The sequence below is a fragment of the Cupriavidus sp. USMAA2-4 genome (genome assembly GCF_001854305.1).
Classification (GTDB): Bacteria; Pseudomonadota; Gammaproteobacteria; order Burkholderiales; family Burkholderiaceae; genus Cupriavidus; species Cupriavidus malaysiensis.
In genome coordinates this window covers 2,624,767-2,639,817 of record NZ_CP017749.1, presented here as the reverse complement: position 1 = coordinate 2,639,817, position 15,051 = coordinate 2,624,767, and the positions used below count along the sequence as shown (strand labels likewise).

Below are 15,051 nucleotides of genomic sequence, written 5' to 3'. Positions count from 1 at the left end.
CCCAGCGTGCCGCCCGGGCACGGGAATGGACTGGAATAATCGGCGGCAGTGGCGTGTTAGACGTGTGGAAGGACGCCGCCGGCATCCCGCCCCCCGGCATCCCGCACCGAAAGAGACCGAATCCATGCCCGAGTCCGCCGCGCGGGCGGCACGCCACCTGCGTGCCGCCCGCATCCGCCCTCCCCATACCGGAGCCGCCCGTCCGTGGACGCATTCGAGCAGCAATTGATCCGGCTGGCGCCGCGCCTGCGCCGCCATGCGCGCGGCCTGACCGGCGACGGCGCGCTGGCCGACGACCTGGTACAGGACACGCTGGAGCGGGCCCTGCGCTTCCGCTGGCGTTTCCACCTGCGTCCCGGCACGTGGTGGGGAGACGGCGCCGACGGCCTGTTCCCCTGGCTGCTGACCATCATGCATCGCCTGCGCCTGAACACCCTGCGCCGCAAGGATCTGGTCGCCTACACGGACACCCCGCCCGAGGTAGCCGCGCCCGAGACCGAACCCGGACTGCGCCTCGACCTGGAACAGGCCCTGGCGCAGTTGCCCGAGGCGCAGCGCGCGGTCCTGCTGATGGTCAGCCTGGAACAACTGTCCTATGCGGAAACGGCCCGCGTGCTGGGCATCCCGCCGGGCACCGTGATGTCGCGCCTGTCGCGCGCGCGCGAGCGCATGCGTGCGCTGCTCGGCACTGCGCCCGGCGCGGGCGCGGCCTCCGACACCAGCCTGCAGCGAGTGAAATGATGGCCTCCGTCCAAGAAACCGACCTGCACGCCTACGCCGACGGCGAACTGCCCCACGATCGGCGCGCCGAGATCGAGGCCTGGCTGGCCTCGCACCCGGACGATGCCGCGCGCGTGGCCGCCTGGCGCACCCAGGCGCGCGCGCTGCACCATGCCTTCGACCCGGTGCTCAACGACGCCGTGCCGCTGGCGGCGCTGCCCGCCGCGCTGCATGGCCGGCCGCCGGGACGGCGTGCGCCGGGCACGCCCGCCTGGCGGCTGGCCCTGCCGGTGGGCCTGTGCTGCCTGGCGGTCGGCGCCTCGCTCGGCTGGCTGGCCCGCGGCGACGCCGGCCCCCCGCCGCGTGAAGCGGCGGCGGAGCGCTTCGCGCGCGATGCCTTGCTCAGCCATGCGGTCTATGCCCCCGAAGTCCGCCACGTGGTCGAGGTGGACGCCGCCGACGAGGCCCATCTCGTGGCCTGGCTGTCCAAGCGCCTGGGCGCGCCGCTGCGCGTGCCGGACCTGCGCGCCGAGGGCTTCCGGCTGATCGGCGGACGGCTGGGCGTGGCCGTGGGCGGCCCCTCGGCCATCCTGATGTACGAATCCGAGGACGGCGCGCGTGTCTCGCTGCAGTTGCGCCGCATGGCCGCCGGCACGCCGGAAACCGGTTTCCGCCTGGAACAGGCTGGCAACGCCCCTCTCGGCCGGCCCGCGGCGGCGGCCCGTCCGATGGCCTTCTACTGGGTCGACCGCGATCTCGGCTTCGCGCTGGCCGGCACGCTCGAACGCGCGCGCCTGCTGGCGCTGGCGCAGGCGGTCTACCAGCAGTACCGCAGCGGCCAGGACTGAACGCCTGCCGACCCGTCGCCGGGCCTGCGGCCATCTCGGTAGGCTATAGTTCCGAGGGCATGGGCCGCGCCTGCGGCAGACGGCCCTTCCTTTCCACCCGCCGCCCGCCGGGCGGCCAAGCCAAGCCGATCATGGACGCCTCGTTCCACCGCTTTTCCGAACTGTTCGCCCAACTGGGACTGCCCGCCGACGACGCCGGCATCCGTGCCTTCCTGGCTACCCATGCACCGCTGGCGGCTGGCATCGCCCTCGCCGACGCGCCCTTCTGGACCCCGGCGCAGGCCGCCCTGCTGCGCGACGAGATTCTCGAAGACGCGGACTGGGCCGAGGTAGTGGATCGACTCGACGCGGCCCTGCGAGCTCCCGGCTGAGGCCGCGCAGGAACATTCCAGAATTGCAAATCGTTCTCGCTTGCATTAGCCTCTCCGCCACTGATCTATCCGATAGGGAGACAACCCATGCAGCGTATTACCCTGTTTGTCCTGGCCGGCCTGTTTTCCACTGGCGCCTTCGCCAGTGCCAAATGCACCGCCCACCCGAAAGCCGAGTGGATGAAGGAAGCGGATGCCAGGGCGAAGATCGAAGCCGAAGGCTACAAGATCAAGAAATTCAAGGTCGACGGCAACTGCTACGAGATCTACGGCACGACCCAGGACGGCAAGAAGGCCGAGATCTACTACGACACCAAGACCCTGGAGGTGGTGAAGTCGGAGATCGGCAAGTAAGAAGCCTCACATGAAGCAGCGATGAAGAAGCCGAGCATGCCGGCAGGCACGCAGGCCACGGTGCGCGTCTGGGATGCCGTGGTCCGCTTCACTCACTGGAGCGTAGCAGCACTGGTGCTGTGGGAACTGGTGGAAAACTCCGGCGGCCCGCTGCATCGCACACTCGGCTATGCCACCGCTGGCCTGGTGCTGCTGCGCCTGTTGTGGGGCTTTGTCGGCAGCCCGCCGGCGCGCTTCTCGGCGTGGCTGCCGTCGCCATCGGGCGCGCTTGCCTACAGCCGCGCCCTGCTCGCCGGGCGCGCGCCGCGCTATCTCAGCCACACGCCGCTGGGCGCCCTGATGATGGTGACGATGTGGACACTGATCCTCGCTCTTGCCGCGACCGGATGGCTGTCCCGGCTCGACGCCTTCTGGGGCGAAGACTGGCCGGTAGACCTGCATGCCGCGCTGGCCGATTGCCTGATGGTGCTGGTGGGCGTGCACGTCGTGGCGGCCATCGTCATGGGGCGGATGCACGGTGAGAACCTCGTGGCGGCAATGATCCACGGGCGCAAGCGAGCGGACGACGGAAGCTCCCGCACGACGCCTCGCGGCTAGGCCGGCGCGCTGCGGGCGCGCGGCCTCGGCCGCGCTTCAGGCCGGCACAGGCGCCTGCGCTTGCTCCTGTGCCACGTCCACCCACTCGGCCTTGACCAGCTGCGCCAGGTGCGCCGGCGCGATCCGCACCGCGGCATGGGTGGCACCCGCGGCTGGCAGCACTTCCTCGAACTTCTGCAGCGACACGTCGGCAAAGATGCGGAGATCGCGCGGCAGGCCGAAAGGGCAGACCCCGCCGACCGGGTGGCCGGTCCACTGCTGCACCTCGTCCGCGTTCAGCATCTTGGCCTTGGCGCCGAAACGATCCTTGTACTTGCGGTTGTCAATGCGGGTATCGCCGCCCATCACCAGCAGCACCACCTCGTCCTTCAGCCATAACGACAGGGTCTTGGCGATCTGAGCCGGCTCCACCCCGTGGGCCGTCGCCGCCTCGGCCACGGTGGCGGTACTGGTGTCCTTCTCGACGATGCGGATGTCGGGGGCGTGGCGGGCAAGGAAATCGCTGACGGATTGCAGGCTCATGGTGAACAACGCTGTCTGGCTTGGCTTCGAAGGGCTCAAGTCTAACGTCTAACGCCGAATGTCTAACGCCCAACGTCCGGCATCCGCCTTCCAGGGGCCTGGCGCCCGGCCGGCACGAGCGGCGGCGCGCTTGCCATCCCGGCGCGGCACTGGCAGCCTTGGCGCTGTGCCCTCGCGCCCATGCCGGCCCCATGCCGGCCCCACAGGAGAATGACGATGCTGCACGATGCCGCCGATTCCATACTGGTCCTGGTCGACCTGCAGGCCCGCCTGATGCCGGCCATCCGCCATGGCGAGCAGGTGGTCAGGGAATGCGTGCGCCTGGCCACCATCGCGCGCCGCCTCGGCGTGCCGGTGATCGGCACGGAACAGAGCCCCGGCAGCCTGGGCGCCAACCTCGCCGAAGTCACGGCGCTGTGCGACCGCACCTTCGCCAAGGACAGCTTCGATGCCTGCGCCGACGGCCTGTGCGAGATCCTGCCGGCGACACGCCGCCGCGTCATCGTGGCCGGCTGCGAAGCCCACGTCTGCGTGCTGCAGACCGCGCTCGGCCTGCTCGGGCACGGGCGCGAGGTCACCCTGCTGGTCGATGCCACCGGCTCGCGCAAGGCCATCGACCACGACACCGCGGTGGCACGCCTGGCCGCCGCCGGCGCGCTGCCGGCCACGGTCGAGATGGTGGCCTTCGAATGGCTGCGCAGCGCCCGGCACGAGCATTTCCGCGACGCCCTGCGCCACATCAAGTCTCCGGCCATCGGCCACGCCGCCCCGGGCGACCTGCCGCGGCCCGACTGAACCCGGCGCCGCCGGCCCGCCCACCTGCGTGCGCCAGCGCACCCGCGCCCCCCGAAAGGGGCATGCGACGCACGCTACTGCGTCGTAGGCTCAAGCTGCGACGCCCACGTCCACGCCAACGCCGGCACCTCACCCGCATGACGCCATCCCGGCGCCTCCTGCGGGCTGCCTGCGGGCTGCCTGCGGCGCGGCAGGCCAATCCATTCCGTCCGGCATGAAAGCGCTCAAGCGACTCAATCTCAGCAAGGTGATCCGCGGCAAGGTCTACCTGACTCCGGTCTACGAGGACGACTCCACCGACAGCCCGCTGCCGTTCGCCTCCGAGGACGCCGCACTGCAATACGCCGCCATGCAATACCCGCAACTGCCGCTCGGTCGCCAGGGGCGCCCCACGTCCAGGCCGGGCGGGCGCAGAGCGCGCGACGACGATGACGGGGACAACGGGGGCGGCGGGGGCGGCGGGGACGGCGCCTAGCAAGCGAGACAACCGCGCCCGCGGCGCCCCACCCGGCAGCGGGGTTGCGCGCCGCCGGTTAAAATCGGCGCCTGGAACGGGGCCGCCGGCGGCGGTGGCACCCGATGTCTGCAAGATGCCTGCAAGAACGAAGATGGCGATCCAGCCACCCAAGCACGTCATGGACCTGCTGCTCGACGCGATCTGCGTGGTCGACCGGCAAGGCCGCTTCCTGTCCATCAGCGGCGCCTGCGAAGCCATCTTCGGCTACCGGCCGGAAGAGATGGTCGGCAGATCGATGCTCGACTTCCTCTACGCCGAGGACCTCGACCGAACGCTGCAGGCGGTCGCGCGCATCGAGGCCGGCTACCAGCAGCGGCACTTCGAGAACCGCTACGTCCGCAAGGACGGCAGCCTCGCCACCATCGAGTGGTCGGCGCGCCTGTCCGAGTGCAAGACACACCGCGTGGCAGTGGCGCGCGACATCTCCGCGCGCCAGCAGGCGCTGCCCGACGAAGCACTGCAGGCCGCGCCGGCCGATGCGCCCGCGGCATGGCGCCTGTCCGCCGCGCCGCCTGCGCTGATGCCGCCGGGTTGCGCGCCCGTGCCGCTGTCGGCGCAGGACTACACGGTGCTGCGCGCGCTCGCCGACGGCGCCCACGGCGCGCAGTACGTGACCCGCAGGAGCATCGTCAAGGCGCTCGGCGAGGACTACCTGCACTACGACCAGCGCCGCCTGGATACGCAGATGCACCGGCTGCGCCGCAAGATCGAACAGGCCAGCGGCCAGCGGCTGCCGATCGCCACGGTGCGCGGACAGGGCTACCGGGTCTACCGGCGGATCGAGGTCGAAGGCTAGTCCACTGCCTCGCGCAGCCATGGAACCCGGCCTGTGCCCGGCCCGCTCAGCGCACCGGCTCCGCCGGCCTCGCGCCGACGGGACGCTCCACGATGGGCCCCGACAGGCTGCCCAGGAACGCCACCACGTCGCCTGCCTCGGTCTCCGTCAAGCGGATACGCAGGTGCCCGGCGTGGCCCCCCTCCTCCGCCGACAACTCGGAATGTCCCACCGCCGCGGCCGGCGATCGCATGTAGTGCGCCATCACGGCATCCAGGGTGGCGAGCTGCCCGCCATGCATATAGGGGGCCCGCAAGGCCACGTTGCGCAGGCCCGGCGTCTTGAAGGCGCCCGCCAGGTCCGGCCCGCCTGCGGCCATGAAGCGCAGTTCGCGGCAGTGCTCCGGCGGCGCATCGCTATAGCGCCCCAGGCAATTGAACTCGTCGGCCAGCACGCCTGCCGTGGCCGCCGCGCGCCCGGGGTCGGGAAGCCGCCGCGCTCCCGGCGGCACACCGGTATTGTGAAAAGCCTGGTCGGTCAGCAGCGGACCGTTGTGGCATGTCGCGCATTGCGCCTTGCCGAGGAACAAGCGCAGGCCCTTGATCTCCTGCGCCGAAAGCATGCGCCTGCCCTCGCGGTCTCCGGCGAGCACGGCTTCGACGTAGCGGTCGAAGCGCGATTCGCCGTAGGCCACGGTCCGCTCGTAGGCTGCGATGGCCTTGCCGAGATTGGCAAATACGCGGTTGATGGCATCCCGTTGCGCGGGCGCGAGCGACGACCACGCCTGCTTCTCGCGCTCGCTGCCCAGCGGCGAGGCATCGGCCGGCCATGACGGCAGCTCCGGCGGGCGCCCGAACAAGGACTCGTATTCACGCCGGTAGTGGGCCAGCGCGACCCGGGCCAGCTGCAGCCGGTTGCCGCCATGCTCGACGCCATCTTCCAGCGGGCCCAGGGCCTGGGACCACTGGCTGTCCTTGCGGCCATCCCAGAACAGGAAAGGACTATGCGCCGTCGCGGCAACCGGCATGGTGCGGCGGCGGCCGTCGCCGATCCCCCTGCCGACCGCCAGGCCATCCTGGAACTGCCGCTCAGGCACATGGCAGGTGGCGCACGACACCGCGCCGTTGCGCGACAGGCGTGCATCCGAGAAGAGCCGCTTGCCGAACGCCGCCGCCGCCGGCACATCGGCCACCGCATTCGAGGGATCGGGCGACGGCGACGGCAGCTGCCTCAAGTGCATCGTAGACAGGACGGCACGCTCCCCCTTCGTCCAGGGATCGCCAGCATCGGCACCATCGCCGGCAAGGCCGGGCGCGATCCGCACAAGCGCCGCGAGGCAGATGAGCACCGCGGCCGGCGCCCGCAGCCGCCGCGCACGCCGGCCCGCGCGCGGCAGCGCAAGCCCCTTGGTTCCAACAATCGGGTCCATCAAACGGTCTCCTGGCCGATGCGGCTCAGCGGCGCAATCCGTCATCGCCGACGATGACGTTGAACACCGCGGTATCGCTGAGGTCACCGGCGCGAATCGCCAGGCGCATGTCCCACCAGCCGGACATGCTGAACTTCACGCCTTCCAGCGCATAGACGCCCGGCGCAAGCTCGCCGGTGACGCGGGGCGCGGTGGGAAAGCCATGGCCGTGCTGCGGCATGCCGCCGTCGAAGCCGATGGCGGCATGCTGCACAGGCCGCCCGTCGGGCATTTCCACGCGCACCTGCCAGGCATGCATCTGGCGGATGGCCGCGCCCGCGGCGGGTGGCACCATGCTGACGATGAACTTGCCCTCGGCAGTCGGATGCTGGAGCGAAAGATCGAGATCGGCGGGTGGCGTCCCGCAGGCAGCGAGACAAGCGGTCGCGAGCGAGACCAGCACGGTCTGCGCCAATGGCTTGAACATGGATAGTGTCCTGGGTGAGGGATGAGAAACGAATCCGCGTCGATGGGACCCGGAGGGGGGGGCCCCCGGCCGAAGCACTGGCCGGGAGCACCGCATTGCGACAGGGCACGGCGCGCGACAGCGAGTCCACTGAATCACTGAAATCGGTCGGCGCCAGCCATTTCAATCATCCAGCGGACCAGCGCTGGTGGCGGGCGGCGTCGGGTTCCGCCTGGCGGCAGGGACGGGCGTGCCGGGCAAAAGCAGAGCGGTACATCATGCGGAATCAAGAGGCTGTTAGGATGGCGCGATTGTCCCGGCCGCCGGCATCCGGCACTTGAACGAAACGGCTGACCTGAAGGAGAACGCAGTGGCTGCGAAGCAAGGCACATCCGCGCAAGCATCCGCCGCACGCGCCGGCTTCTCGGCCATCGCGGCCATCGGCCGCCCTTGTTTCTGGCATGGCGGCAGCCTCTGGATCGGTGAAAGCCGGGGCCGCACGCAGTGGCACCGCCACCATGCGCACCAGATCGCCATCGCCCTGCGGGGCCGCTTCGGTTTCCGCACCGAGCCCGAGGGCGACTGGTGCGGCTACGCGGGAGCCTTCGTCGCCAGCGAATGCACGCACCAGTTCGAGATCGACGGCAGCGCCACCGTGGCCCACCTCTTCGTCGAACCCGAGAGCAGCGCCGGACGTGCGCTGACGGCACGCTATCCGACCCCTGCCGTGGCCGAACTGCCGCCGGATGCTGTCCGCGCCGCCGCGCGGCTGCTGCGCCAGGGCCTGCAGGCGGGCCACGGCGCCAGGGCATTGGCCGGTGCCGCCACGGCCGCCATCGCGGAACTGAGCGGCAGCACGCCCGGCCTCGAACGGCAGCCCGACCCGCGCCTGGGCCCGGCGCTGGACTACATCCGCGCGCATCTCGCCGATACCGTCCAGCTGCGTGACGTGGCGGCCGCGGTCGCGCTGTCGGAAAGCCGCTTCCGGCACCTGTTCGTCGCCGAGACCGGCAGTTCCTTCCGCGCCTACGTGCTCTGGCTGCGCATCAACCTCGCCGTCGAAGCCGCGCTGTCCGGCGCGACCTGGACCGAGGCCGCGCATCTGGCGGGCTTCGCGGATTCCGCGCACCTGACCCGGACACACAAGCGCATGTTCGGCATCGAACCGACGGCGTTGCGCGCCAGGCCGCCGGCGAATGCGTTGACGTCGACGTAAGAGCGCCTCGCCGGTGCGAGGCGGGCGATGGCGCATTGCCATGCCTTGATGTCATGACATTGCGTCACAGGCGTGCCACACGGCGGGCCAACAATGCGGGGCTCCGGCGGGCGGCAATCACCGCCCGCTCCCGTCCCTGAGTGCTCCCACTCGGGCTGCCCACCGCAGTACGTCCGCTCCGGAATCATGAAGATTCGCCGTCCCGCCCTGCCGGTTACCCACCGCTACGCCATCCCGCTGCTTGCCGTCGTCGTCGGCTCCCTTGCCGCTTGCGGTGGCGATGGCGCGGAAAGCCCCGCCACTCCCGCAGCAGGCAGCTCTGTGCAGCCGCCTCCGGCCACGTCGCCCGCCGCGACCATCATGCAGGTCAAGCTGGCCGGCTGGCCCGGGCTGAGCGGACTGACGGTGAAGGCCGACGGCCTGCCGGTCAAGACCGACAACGGCACTTTCTCCGTCAACAGCGCCAGCACACTGACGCTGGAAGTCGCCGGCATCGAACTGGCGGCGATCAAGCCCAAGCCCGTCATCACCCTCTTCGACCTGCAGCCCGAGCGCAACTGCCAGAGCACGCCGGCTCTGGGCAAGCTGGCCAGCCTGCTGCTCAGCCTCGACTCCGACCAGGATCCCGGCAACGGTATTTCCATTCCACCGCTCACCGCATCGGCCGCGGGCGTCAAGCTCGCCGCGCTGTCCGAAGCCGATCTGCTGGCGCTGGAAACCAGGCTGGTCGGCCGCAGCATGCCGGTCGTGGCGGCCCTGCGCGCCGTCAACAGCGCACTGGACCAGGAAACCTGGTCGGAAGTCACGGCGCAACGCACCTCCTTCGTCAACGACATGTCGGTGCTGCAGCAATACCTGGACCGCGTGCTGACGCAGCTGGCGCTGGACGCCAAGACCTTGACCGGATTCTCCTACCTCACCGACGAGCAGGCGGCCAGCATCCCCGCCACGCTGAAAAGCCAGGGCCTGGCCTTCGACGGCGCCACGCCGGTGTTCTCCTGGCGCTACGGCCTGCAGCGCACCGACGCCGGCTATGCGCCCGCGCTGAACCGGCCGCTGGCGCTGCCGGCCGATATCCAGGCCATCTACGGCGCATCCCCGGGCGGGCCGCACATGGGCCATATCGGCGACATCGATATCGCCGACGGCAAACTCTACGCACCGATCGAAGACGAAGACGATTCGTCCCAGCAATCCTATATCGCCGTGTTCGACGCCAAGACCCTGCAGTACACCGGCGTCAAGCACGCGCTGCCGCTCGCCGAGCATGCCGACGGCGTGCCCTGGGTGGCGGTGGACGCGCCACGCAAGCAGTTCTATACCGTCACGTGGAGCACGGCGGCGGCCGACAAGCTCAATGTCTTCGACCTGGAGACCTTCAAGCTGATCCGCTCAGTGCCGCTGCAGACCTCGTTCAATGGCAAGCGGGTGCAAGGGGCGAAGATCTACCAGGGCATGCTGTACGCCTCCGCCGATACCAAGGACACCGTCAACGGCCTCAAGCGCAAGCGCATCTACAAGGTCGACACGGTCAGCGGCAGCGTGATCGAGCTGCTGACCTACGACGAGCCGAACCGCACCGAAGCCGAAGGGCTGGCATTCGGCCCGGACGGCACCATGCACCTGATGGTGGTGGCGCCGTACACCACGCCGCTGTACGCGCAGACCAATAATGCCAAGCCGTTCGACGAGAGCTACAGCATCGACGGCGACGATTGGAACCCGTCCGCGACACTGCGCCACTTCACGCGCAAGGCAGCGCCGTTGCGCGAGACCCTCTGCGGCATGTAGGCGGGCGATGCCGGCCCGCACGCACGGGCGGCGCTGGCAGGTCCGGTGCGGCTCTCGATAAGAGGGAGTCGCACCGCGAGGCAAGCGTCCAGGAGATCGACAGTGCGGCCCCGCACATTTCCCCTTGACCTTCCCACCGTAGCAACGTCCACCATGCCTGCATCCAGTCGACCAGCCGGGCAGCGCCGGCCTACGCCTGATGGGTGGCCTCGACTCGAACGCCGTCATCCTGGCGGGCCTGCTGCCCATCATGAGGACGGGCGGCACCGGCTTGGAGGCGATCGCCGCTCCCATGGTCGGCGGCATGGTCACAGCGCCACTGCTCTCCTTGTTCTTGATTCCCGCTGCATTCCTGCTGCTTCGCCGCCGCCCCCGTTCGCGGCCGGCTGACGAATGAGCTCGACGCGATTGTTCACGCGAGCGGCGACTCCCGATGAACGCGGTACCGACGGCGCCGCGACGGCCCGCCGCCAGCCACCCGCTTCAAGCACGCGCCATCAAGCCGCAGCGCATACCCCGCTTGACAGATCCTTCGCCGTAACGAATGCATCGGCAAAGAAGCTGCCGCGCGGCAGGCCGCAGATCCGGGAGAAGTCCTGTCGGGCGCTCTCCACCACGATCGGCGCACCGCAAGCATAGACGTGGTAGGCCGCCAGATCGGCGATGTCCTCCATCACTGCGCGATGGACCCATCCGGTGCGCCCCTGCCAGGCATCCGCATCGCAAGCTTCCGACACGACAGGGATATAGGAAAACCCGTCCCATGCCGCTGCCCAATGCCGGCAAAGCGCATCCATGTACAGGTCAGCGGGTCGACGCCCCCCCCAATACAGGCGCATCGGCCGGTGGATACCAAGACGCATGGCCTCCTCGACCATGGCCTTGATAGGGGCGAATCCAGTGCCACTTGCCAGCAGGATGACCGGCGCATCCGCCTCCCGCAACCACATACTGCCGTACGGCCCCTCCACCTGCACGATGTGGCCGGTGCCGGGCCGCGACTCCCGCTCATTGAACAGGCCATCGGTAAAGCGGCCGCCTGGGCAATGCCGGATGTGAAACTCCAGGCAATCTCCCCTGCCTGAAGCGTGCGCGATGGAGTAGCTGCGGCGAACGCCCTCCCTGGTCGTCAGATCGACGTACTGCCCCGGGCGGAAATCAAGCTCCGCCTCGCGCGGCAGCTTGATGCTGAGGATCAGTACATCCGCCGCCCCTGTCCGCCGAATCCCGGCAACGCGCCCGAGCAGCTTGCGGACCGGCAGTGGTTGCCTGCCCGTGGGTAATGTGCTCGACAGCACCAGGTCACTGCGCGCGCTCGCCCTGCAGCACAGGACCTCGCCGGACTCGGCGCCATCCATTGCCACAGGCTCCTCCGCACTTCGATCGATCTGCCCGGAAATCAATTGGACCCGGCAAGCCCCGCATATGCCCTGGCGGCAACTGTGCGCAAGTGCTACACCCTGCCGCAGGGCGGCATCCAGCAACATCTCTCCGGCCTCCGCGAAGAACATAGCGCCGCCCGGCTCCAGCGTTACCGCATAGCTCATGGCCGCTCCAGGCGAAATGCCGGTCGGCGCTTCTCCTTGAACGCTGCGATCCCCTCGCGGTAATCGGCAGTACCCGCCGCCCAGCCCTGGGCCGTAGCCTCGAGTGCCAGCGTTTGCGCCAACGTCGAAGTCATGGCTGCCGCAAGCAACCGCTTCTCCTCGCGCAGCGCATCCTGCGGCCCGTTGGCGAGCACTTCCGCCAGCGCGCGCGCGCGCGTATCGAGTTCCTCGTCGGGCACGAGCAGATCGGCCAGCCCCCAGTCATAGGCATCCTCCCCGCCGATCTGCTCGGCAGTCGCAATCAAGCGAAACGTCCGGCTCCCGCCGATGCGCCGCGCCAGAAGCCAATGCCCACCGGAATCCAGGATGCCGCCAAGGCGCGCGAATGGCGAAGCGAAGGCTGCAGACGGACTGGCCATCACGAGATCACAAGCGAGAGCCAGGCCGAGGCCCACGCCCATCGCCGCGCCGCCCACTGCAGCGATGGTCGGCTGCGGAACCTTGCTCAAGGATTCGATAAGCGGATTGATCTCTTCGTGCAAGATGGCCGCAGCATCCTCGCCCGCCACGGCGTCCGAAAGATCACGCCCCGCGCAAAACGCGGCGCCCTGCGCGCGCAGCAGCACCGTTCGCACGGAGCGGCTCCGGCCGGCTTCATCAAGAACCGTGCGCAGCGCCCGCACCATCTGCGTCGTCAAGGCGTTGCGCTTGGCAGGGCGGGCCAGGGTAACACTCAGCACCCCGCCGACTTCGACAACTTCCAACTCGCTCACAATGATGCTCCTTCGTACATGCTCTCGATCAGGGATTCCCACTTGCGCTCGATCACGCGCCGCTTGAGCTTCATGGTTGGCGTGACCTCCTCATGGGCCGGCGTCAGTTCGACCGGCAGGATGCGAAAATCCTTGATCGACTCGACGCGGGCAAACTTTGCATTGACGGCTTCGACCACCTTGCCGATGAGCATGCGGATCTGAGGCACGGCCACAAGACTGGCGAAATCCGTATATGCAAGCTGCGCCTCTTGCGCAAACTTCTCGACGTTCTCCCGGTCGATCATGATGATGGCCGTCAGGTACTTCCGCCGGTCGCCGATGACCAGCGCATCACTGATATACGACGAGAACTTGAGGGCGTTCTGAATTTCGCTTGGCGTAATATTCTTGCCGCCGGATGTGATCAGGATGTCCTTGAGACGATCGGTGATATAGAGATAGCCATCATCGTCGAAGCGGCCCACATCGCCTGTATGGAGCCAGCCATCCCGTAGTACCTCGGCTGTCTTGGACTCCTGATTCAGATAGCCCACGAAGACATTGGCCCCGCGAACCAGAATCTCGCCATTCTCAGCAATGCGAACCCGGCAGCCTCCCGCAGGGCGGCCTACCGAGCCCAGGCGCCGGGCATGCCGCAGGTTCGCCGAAATCGTGCCGCATTCGGTCATGCCGTAAAGCTCGAGCAAGACAATGCCAAGCGCCCCGTACCACTGCACGAGCTCCGGCGAGATGGGCGCGCCGCCGCTTGCAATCGAACGTGCCCGCTCAAGTCCCATGCTGGTTCGGACGCCACGCAGCACCACCGGATCCGCAATGGAGAGCGCAAGTTCCAGCCACGCTGGAGGGGAAACCCCCTTCGCAGCCAGCCTTTCCCGACGCATGCCTAGCGCCATCGCACAACCAAAAGCCCAACGCCGCAAGCGCGTGCCTTCCTTCAACCGCATGTCTACCTGTGAGTACAGCTTCTCCCAGATGCGCGGAACCGCCAGCATGAATTCCGGCTGAACTTCACGGACATCATCAAGGACCGTCGCAGGACTCTCCACGAAGTTGGAGACAACACCGCGGTACATGGAAAAGTAGGTGAAATACCGCTCTGCGATATGGCACAGGGGAAGGAACGCGAGACGGTCGTCGCCCTCATGCATCTCCCAGAGCGGAGCGCTGTTGACCACCTGGAACACCAGGTTGGCATGGCTGACCATTGCCCCTTTCGGCGGACCTGTGGTGCCCGAGGTGTACACCAGAATTGCCAGCGAATCCGGAAGGACCTTCCCTGTCTGGCGCGCGAACCAGTCTGGCTGGGCACGCAAGAACGCGGCGCCGCGGAGCAAGAAATCGGCAAAGCTGCAGACCATGTCGTCGGCAAGGTCGCGCAGCCCTGCCAAGTCGAAGACAACAATGAGTCTCAATGCGGGCAACCTCTCCCTGATCGCCAGTACCTTGTCGAGTTGCGCGTCGTTCTCGACAAAGATGATGGAGGCATTGCAGTCTCCCGCCAGGTAGGCCACCTGGCTGCTGGAATCAGTCGGATAGATGCCCGCGACCACCATCCCGATGCCGAGCAGTCCCATGTCGCAGTACATCCATTCCGGACGCGTGCTGCTGAGAATGCAGGCAGACTCGCCGCCACGGAATCCGCTAGCCGCCAGGGACGCCGCAACCTGGCGTGCGGCGTCGCCGAATTGCCGCCAGCTTATGTCTTCCCAGGTCCCGCCCTGCTTGCGGCGCAACGCTACGCGATCGCCCCACTTGCCAACCAGAGCCTGGAACATCGTGGCAACCGTCGAACCGATGCTGGCGTCCCGACGAATCTCCTCCTTCTGGAGGCGGTAGTCCTGCCGCTGTCTCTCCGGCGTTCCCTCGCCGGGGACTAAGGTGAGAGTGCTCAATTCGCTATCCCCATATCTGCCTGCGTTTCCAGCCCCAGCCTTCCCTCGCCATGACATCCTGCGCTCCCAGATAGAAATCCCCGATATGTTCACGCTTCGCGCGTAGTGCTCGTCCAAGCGGTGAGCGCAGGATGCCGACACCCGGCCACACCCAGCCAGCGAAGGCCGCAAGCACAACCATGCAGACGCCGGAGCACCACAAGGCCGTTGAATCTGCCCGTCACCGACTCCATCTTGCTGATCAACTGCTCGACAATCCCTGCAAAGGCGAGCGCGGTAACGGCAAGACAGGTGGCGGCCAGTCTCAAGCCCGGCAACCCCATCAGGCCGTGGATACTGCCGACCGAATTTCCCGCGAAGATGAACCGGGACCGGATCGACATGCGTTGCCTCCTTCCTCTACGCACACGTCTCCGTAGTTCTCTGTAGTTCTCTGTCCTGCAAAGTGCGCGCCCC

18 protein-coding genes are annotated in these 15,051 nt (G+C 68.2%); 11 read left to right on the top strand and 7 right to left on the bottom strand.

All coding sequences use genetic code 11. The features are described from left to right. Positions 1 to 204: 204 nt before the first annotated feature. From BKK79_RS31555 to BKK79_RS31535, 5 genes are all read left to right on the top strand, one after another. Positions 205 to 741 carry an RNA polymerase sigma factor gene (locus tag BKK79_RS31555; RefSeq protein WP_071039823.1) on the top strand — a complete coding sequence of 179 codons (537 nt, stop codon included), beginning with the start codon at positions 205 to 207 and terminating at the stop codon, positions 739 to 741. Then, positions 738 to 1,568 (top strand): anti-sigma factor, encoded by an 831-nt coding sequence (locus BKK79_RS31550; RefSeq protein WP_071039822.1) that lies wholly within the window; start codon positions 738 to 740, stop codon positions 1,566 to 1,568. Before BKK79_RS31555 ends, BKK79_RS31550 begins: the two co-directional genes overlap by 4 nt. Before the next feature lie 131 nt (positions 1,569 to 1,699). Continuing rightward, positions 1,700 to 1,939 carry a DUF2789 domain-containing protein gene (locus BKK79_RS31545; RefSeq protein ID WP_071022686.1) on the top strand — a complete coding sequence of 80 codons (240 nt, stop codon included), beginning with the start codon at positions 1,700 to 1,702 and terminating at the stop codon, positions 1,937 to 1,939. Between the two features lie 87 nt (positions 1,940 to 2,026). Continuing rightward, positions 2,027 to 2,293 carry a PepSY domain-containing protein gene (locus BKK79_RS31540; RefSeq protein ID WP_071020845.1) on the top strand — a complete coding sequence of 89 codons (267 nt, stop codon included), beginning with the start codon at positions 2,027 to 2,029 and terminating at the stop codon, positions 2,291 to 2,293. Between the two features lie 21 nt (positions 2,294 to 2,314). Further along, positions 2,315 to 2,890 (top strand): cytochrome b/b6 domain-containing protein, encoded by a 576-nt coding sequence (locus BKK79_RS31535; RefSeq protein ID WP_232346361.1) that lies wholly within the window; start codon positions 2,315 to 2,317, stop codon positions 2,888 to 2,890. A 36-nt stretch (positions 2,891 to 2,926) separates the two neighbouring features. Here BKK79_RS31535 and BKK79_RS31530 read toward each other — a convergent pair whose 3' ends face one another. Next, positions 2,927 to 3,412: a YbaK/EbsC family protein gene (locus BKK79_RS31530; RefSeq protein ID WP_071020848.1), complete on the bottom strand. Its 486-nt coding sequence runs from the start codon at positions 3,410 to 3,412 to the stop codon at positions 2,927 to 2,929. 216 nt (positions 3,413 to 3,628) lie between these two features. On the opposite strand from BKK79_RS31530, the gene BKK79_RS31525 reads away from it, so the two are divergent. From BKK79_RS31525 to BKK79_RS31515, 3 genes are all read left to right on the top strand, one after another. After that, entirely contained in the window at positions 3,629 to 4,207 is a 579-nt protein-coding gene (locus BKK79_RS31525) for an isochorismatase family protein (protein WP_071039821.1), read from the top strand. A gap of 214 nt (positions 4,208 to 4,421) precedes the next feature. Beyond that, on the top strand, positions 4,422 to 4,682 hold the full coding sequence (locus BKK79_RS31520) for a hypothetical protein (protein WP_071039820.1): 261 nt from the start codon (positions 4,422 to 4,424) through the stop codon (positions 4,680 to 4,682). Positions 4,683 to 4,815: 133 nt separating this feature from the next. Further along, entirely contained in the window at positions 4,816 to 5,520 is a 705-nt protein-coding gene (locus BKK79_RS31515) for a PAS domain S-box protein (protein WP_071039819.1), read from the top strand. A gap of 46 nt (positions 5,521 to 5,566) precedes the next feature. Here the strand turns inward: BKK79_RS31515 and BKK79_RS31510 are convergent, their stop codons facing one another. Further along, positions 5,567 to 6,973, bottom strand: coding sequence for a cytochrome-c peroxidase (locus tag BKK79_RS31510; RefSeq protein WP_232346360.1), 1,407 nt, complete (start codon positions 6,971 to 6,973; stop codon positions 5,567 to 5,569). Then, the gene (locus tag BKK79_RS31505) at positions 6,954 to 7,394 is read right to left on the bottom strand and encodes a FixH family protein (protein ID WP_071039818.1); all 441 of its coding nucleotides are present in this window, start codon (positions 7,392 to 7,394) and stop codon (positions 6,954 to 6,956) included. Before BKK79_RS31505 ends, BKK79_RS31510 begins: the two co-directional genes overlap by 20 nt. 349 nt (positions 7,395 to 7,743) lie before the next feature. Here BKK79_RS31505 and BKK79_RS31500 point away from each other — a divergent pair, with 349 nt between their 5' ends. The 3 genes from BKK79_RS31500 (at position 7,744) to BKK79_RS31490 (ending at position 10,777) form a co-directional block, all read left to right on the top strand. Then, the gene (locus BKK79_RS31500; protein ID WP_157903343.1) at positions 7,744 to 8,589 is read left to right on the top strand and encodes a helix-turn-helix transcriptional regulator; all 846 of its coding nucleotides are present in this window, start codon (positions 7,744 to 7,746) and stop codon (positions 8,587 to 8,589) included. Between the two features lie 186 nt (positions 8,590 to 8,775). Further along, complete coding sequence (locus BKK79_RS31495) at positions 8,776 to 10,380, top strand: hypothetical protein (RefSeq protein WP_157128568.1); 1,605 nt, start codon at positions 8,776 to 8,778, stop codon at positions 10,378 to 10,380. A gap of 199 nt (positions 10,381 to 10,579) precedes the next feature. Beyond that, the gene (locus BKK79_RS31490; protein ID WP_071039816.1) at positions 10,580 to 10,777 is read left to right on the top strand and encodes a hypothetical protein; all 198 of its coding nucleotides are present in this window, start codon (positions 10,580 to 10,582) and stop codon (positions 10,775 to 10,777) included. Between the two features lie 100 nt (positions 10,778 to 10,877). On the opposite strand, the gene BKK79_RS31485 is transcribed toward BKK79_RS31490, so the two are convergent. From BKK79_RS31485 to BKK79_RS31470, 4 genes are all read right to left on the bottom strand, one after another. Then, positions 10,878 to 11,927, bottom strand: coding sequence for a 2Fe-2S iron-sulfur cluster-binding protein (locus BKK79_RS31485; protein WP_071039815.1), 1,050 nt, complete (start codon positions 11,925 to 11,927; stop codon positions 10,878 to 10,880). Beyond that, positions 11,924 to 12,700 carry an enoyl-CoA hydratase/isomerase family protein gene (locus tag BKK79_RS31480; protein WP_157903342.1) on the bottom strand — a complete coding sequence of 259 codons (777 nt, stop codon included), beginning with the start codon at positions 12,698 to 12,700 and terminating at the stop codon, positions 11,924 to 11,926. Before BKK79_RS31480 ends, BKK79_RS31485 begins: the two co-directional genes overlap by 4 nt. Further along, positions 12,697 to 14,595, bottom strand: coding sequence for an AMP-dependent synthetase/ligase (locus BKK79_RS31475; RefSeq protein ID WP_232346359.1), 1,899 nt, complete (start codon positions 14,593 to 14,595; stop codon positions 12,697 to 12,699). The genes BKK79_RS31480 and BKK79_RS31475 overlap by 4 nt, the downstream gene beginning before the upstream one ends. A gap of 89 nt (positions 14,596 to 14,684) precedes the next feature. Next, the gene (locus BKK79_RS31470) at positions 14,685 to 14,978 is read right to left on the bottom strand and encodes a hypothetical protein (protein ID WP_071039814.1); all 294 of its coding nucleotides are present in this window, start codon (positions 14,976 to 14,978) and stop codon (positions 14,685 to 14,687) included. Positions 14,979 to 15,051: the final 73 nt, after the last annotated feature.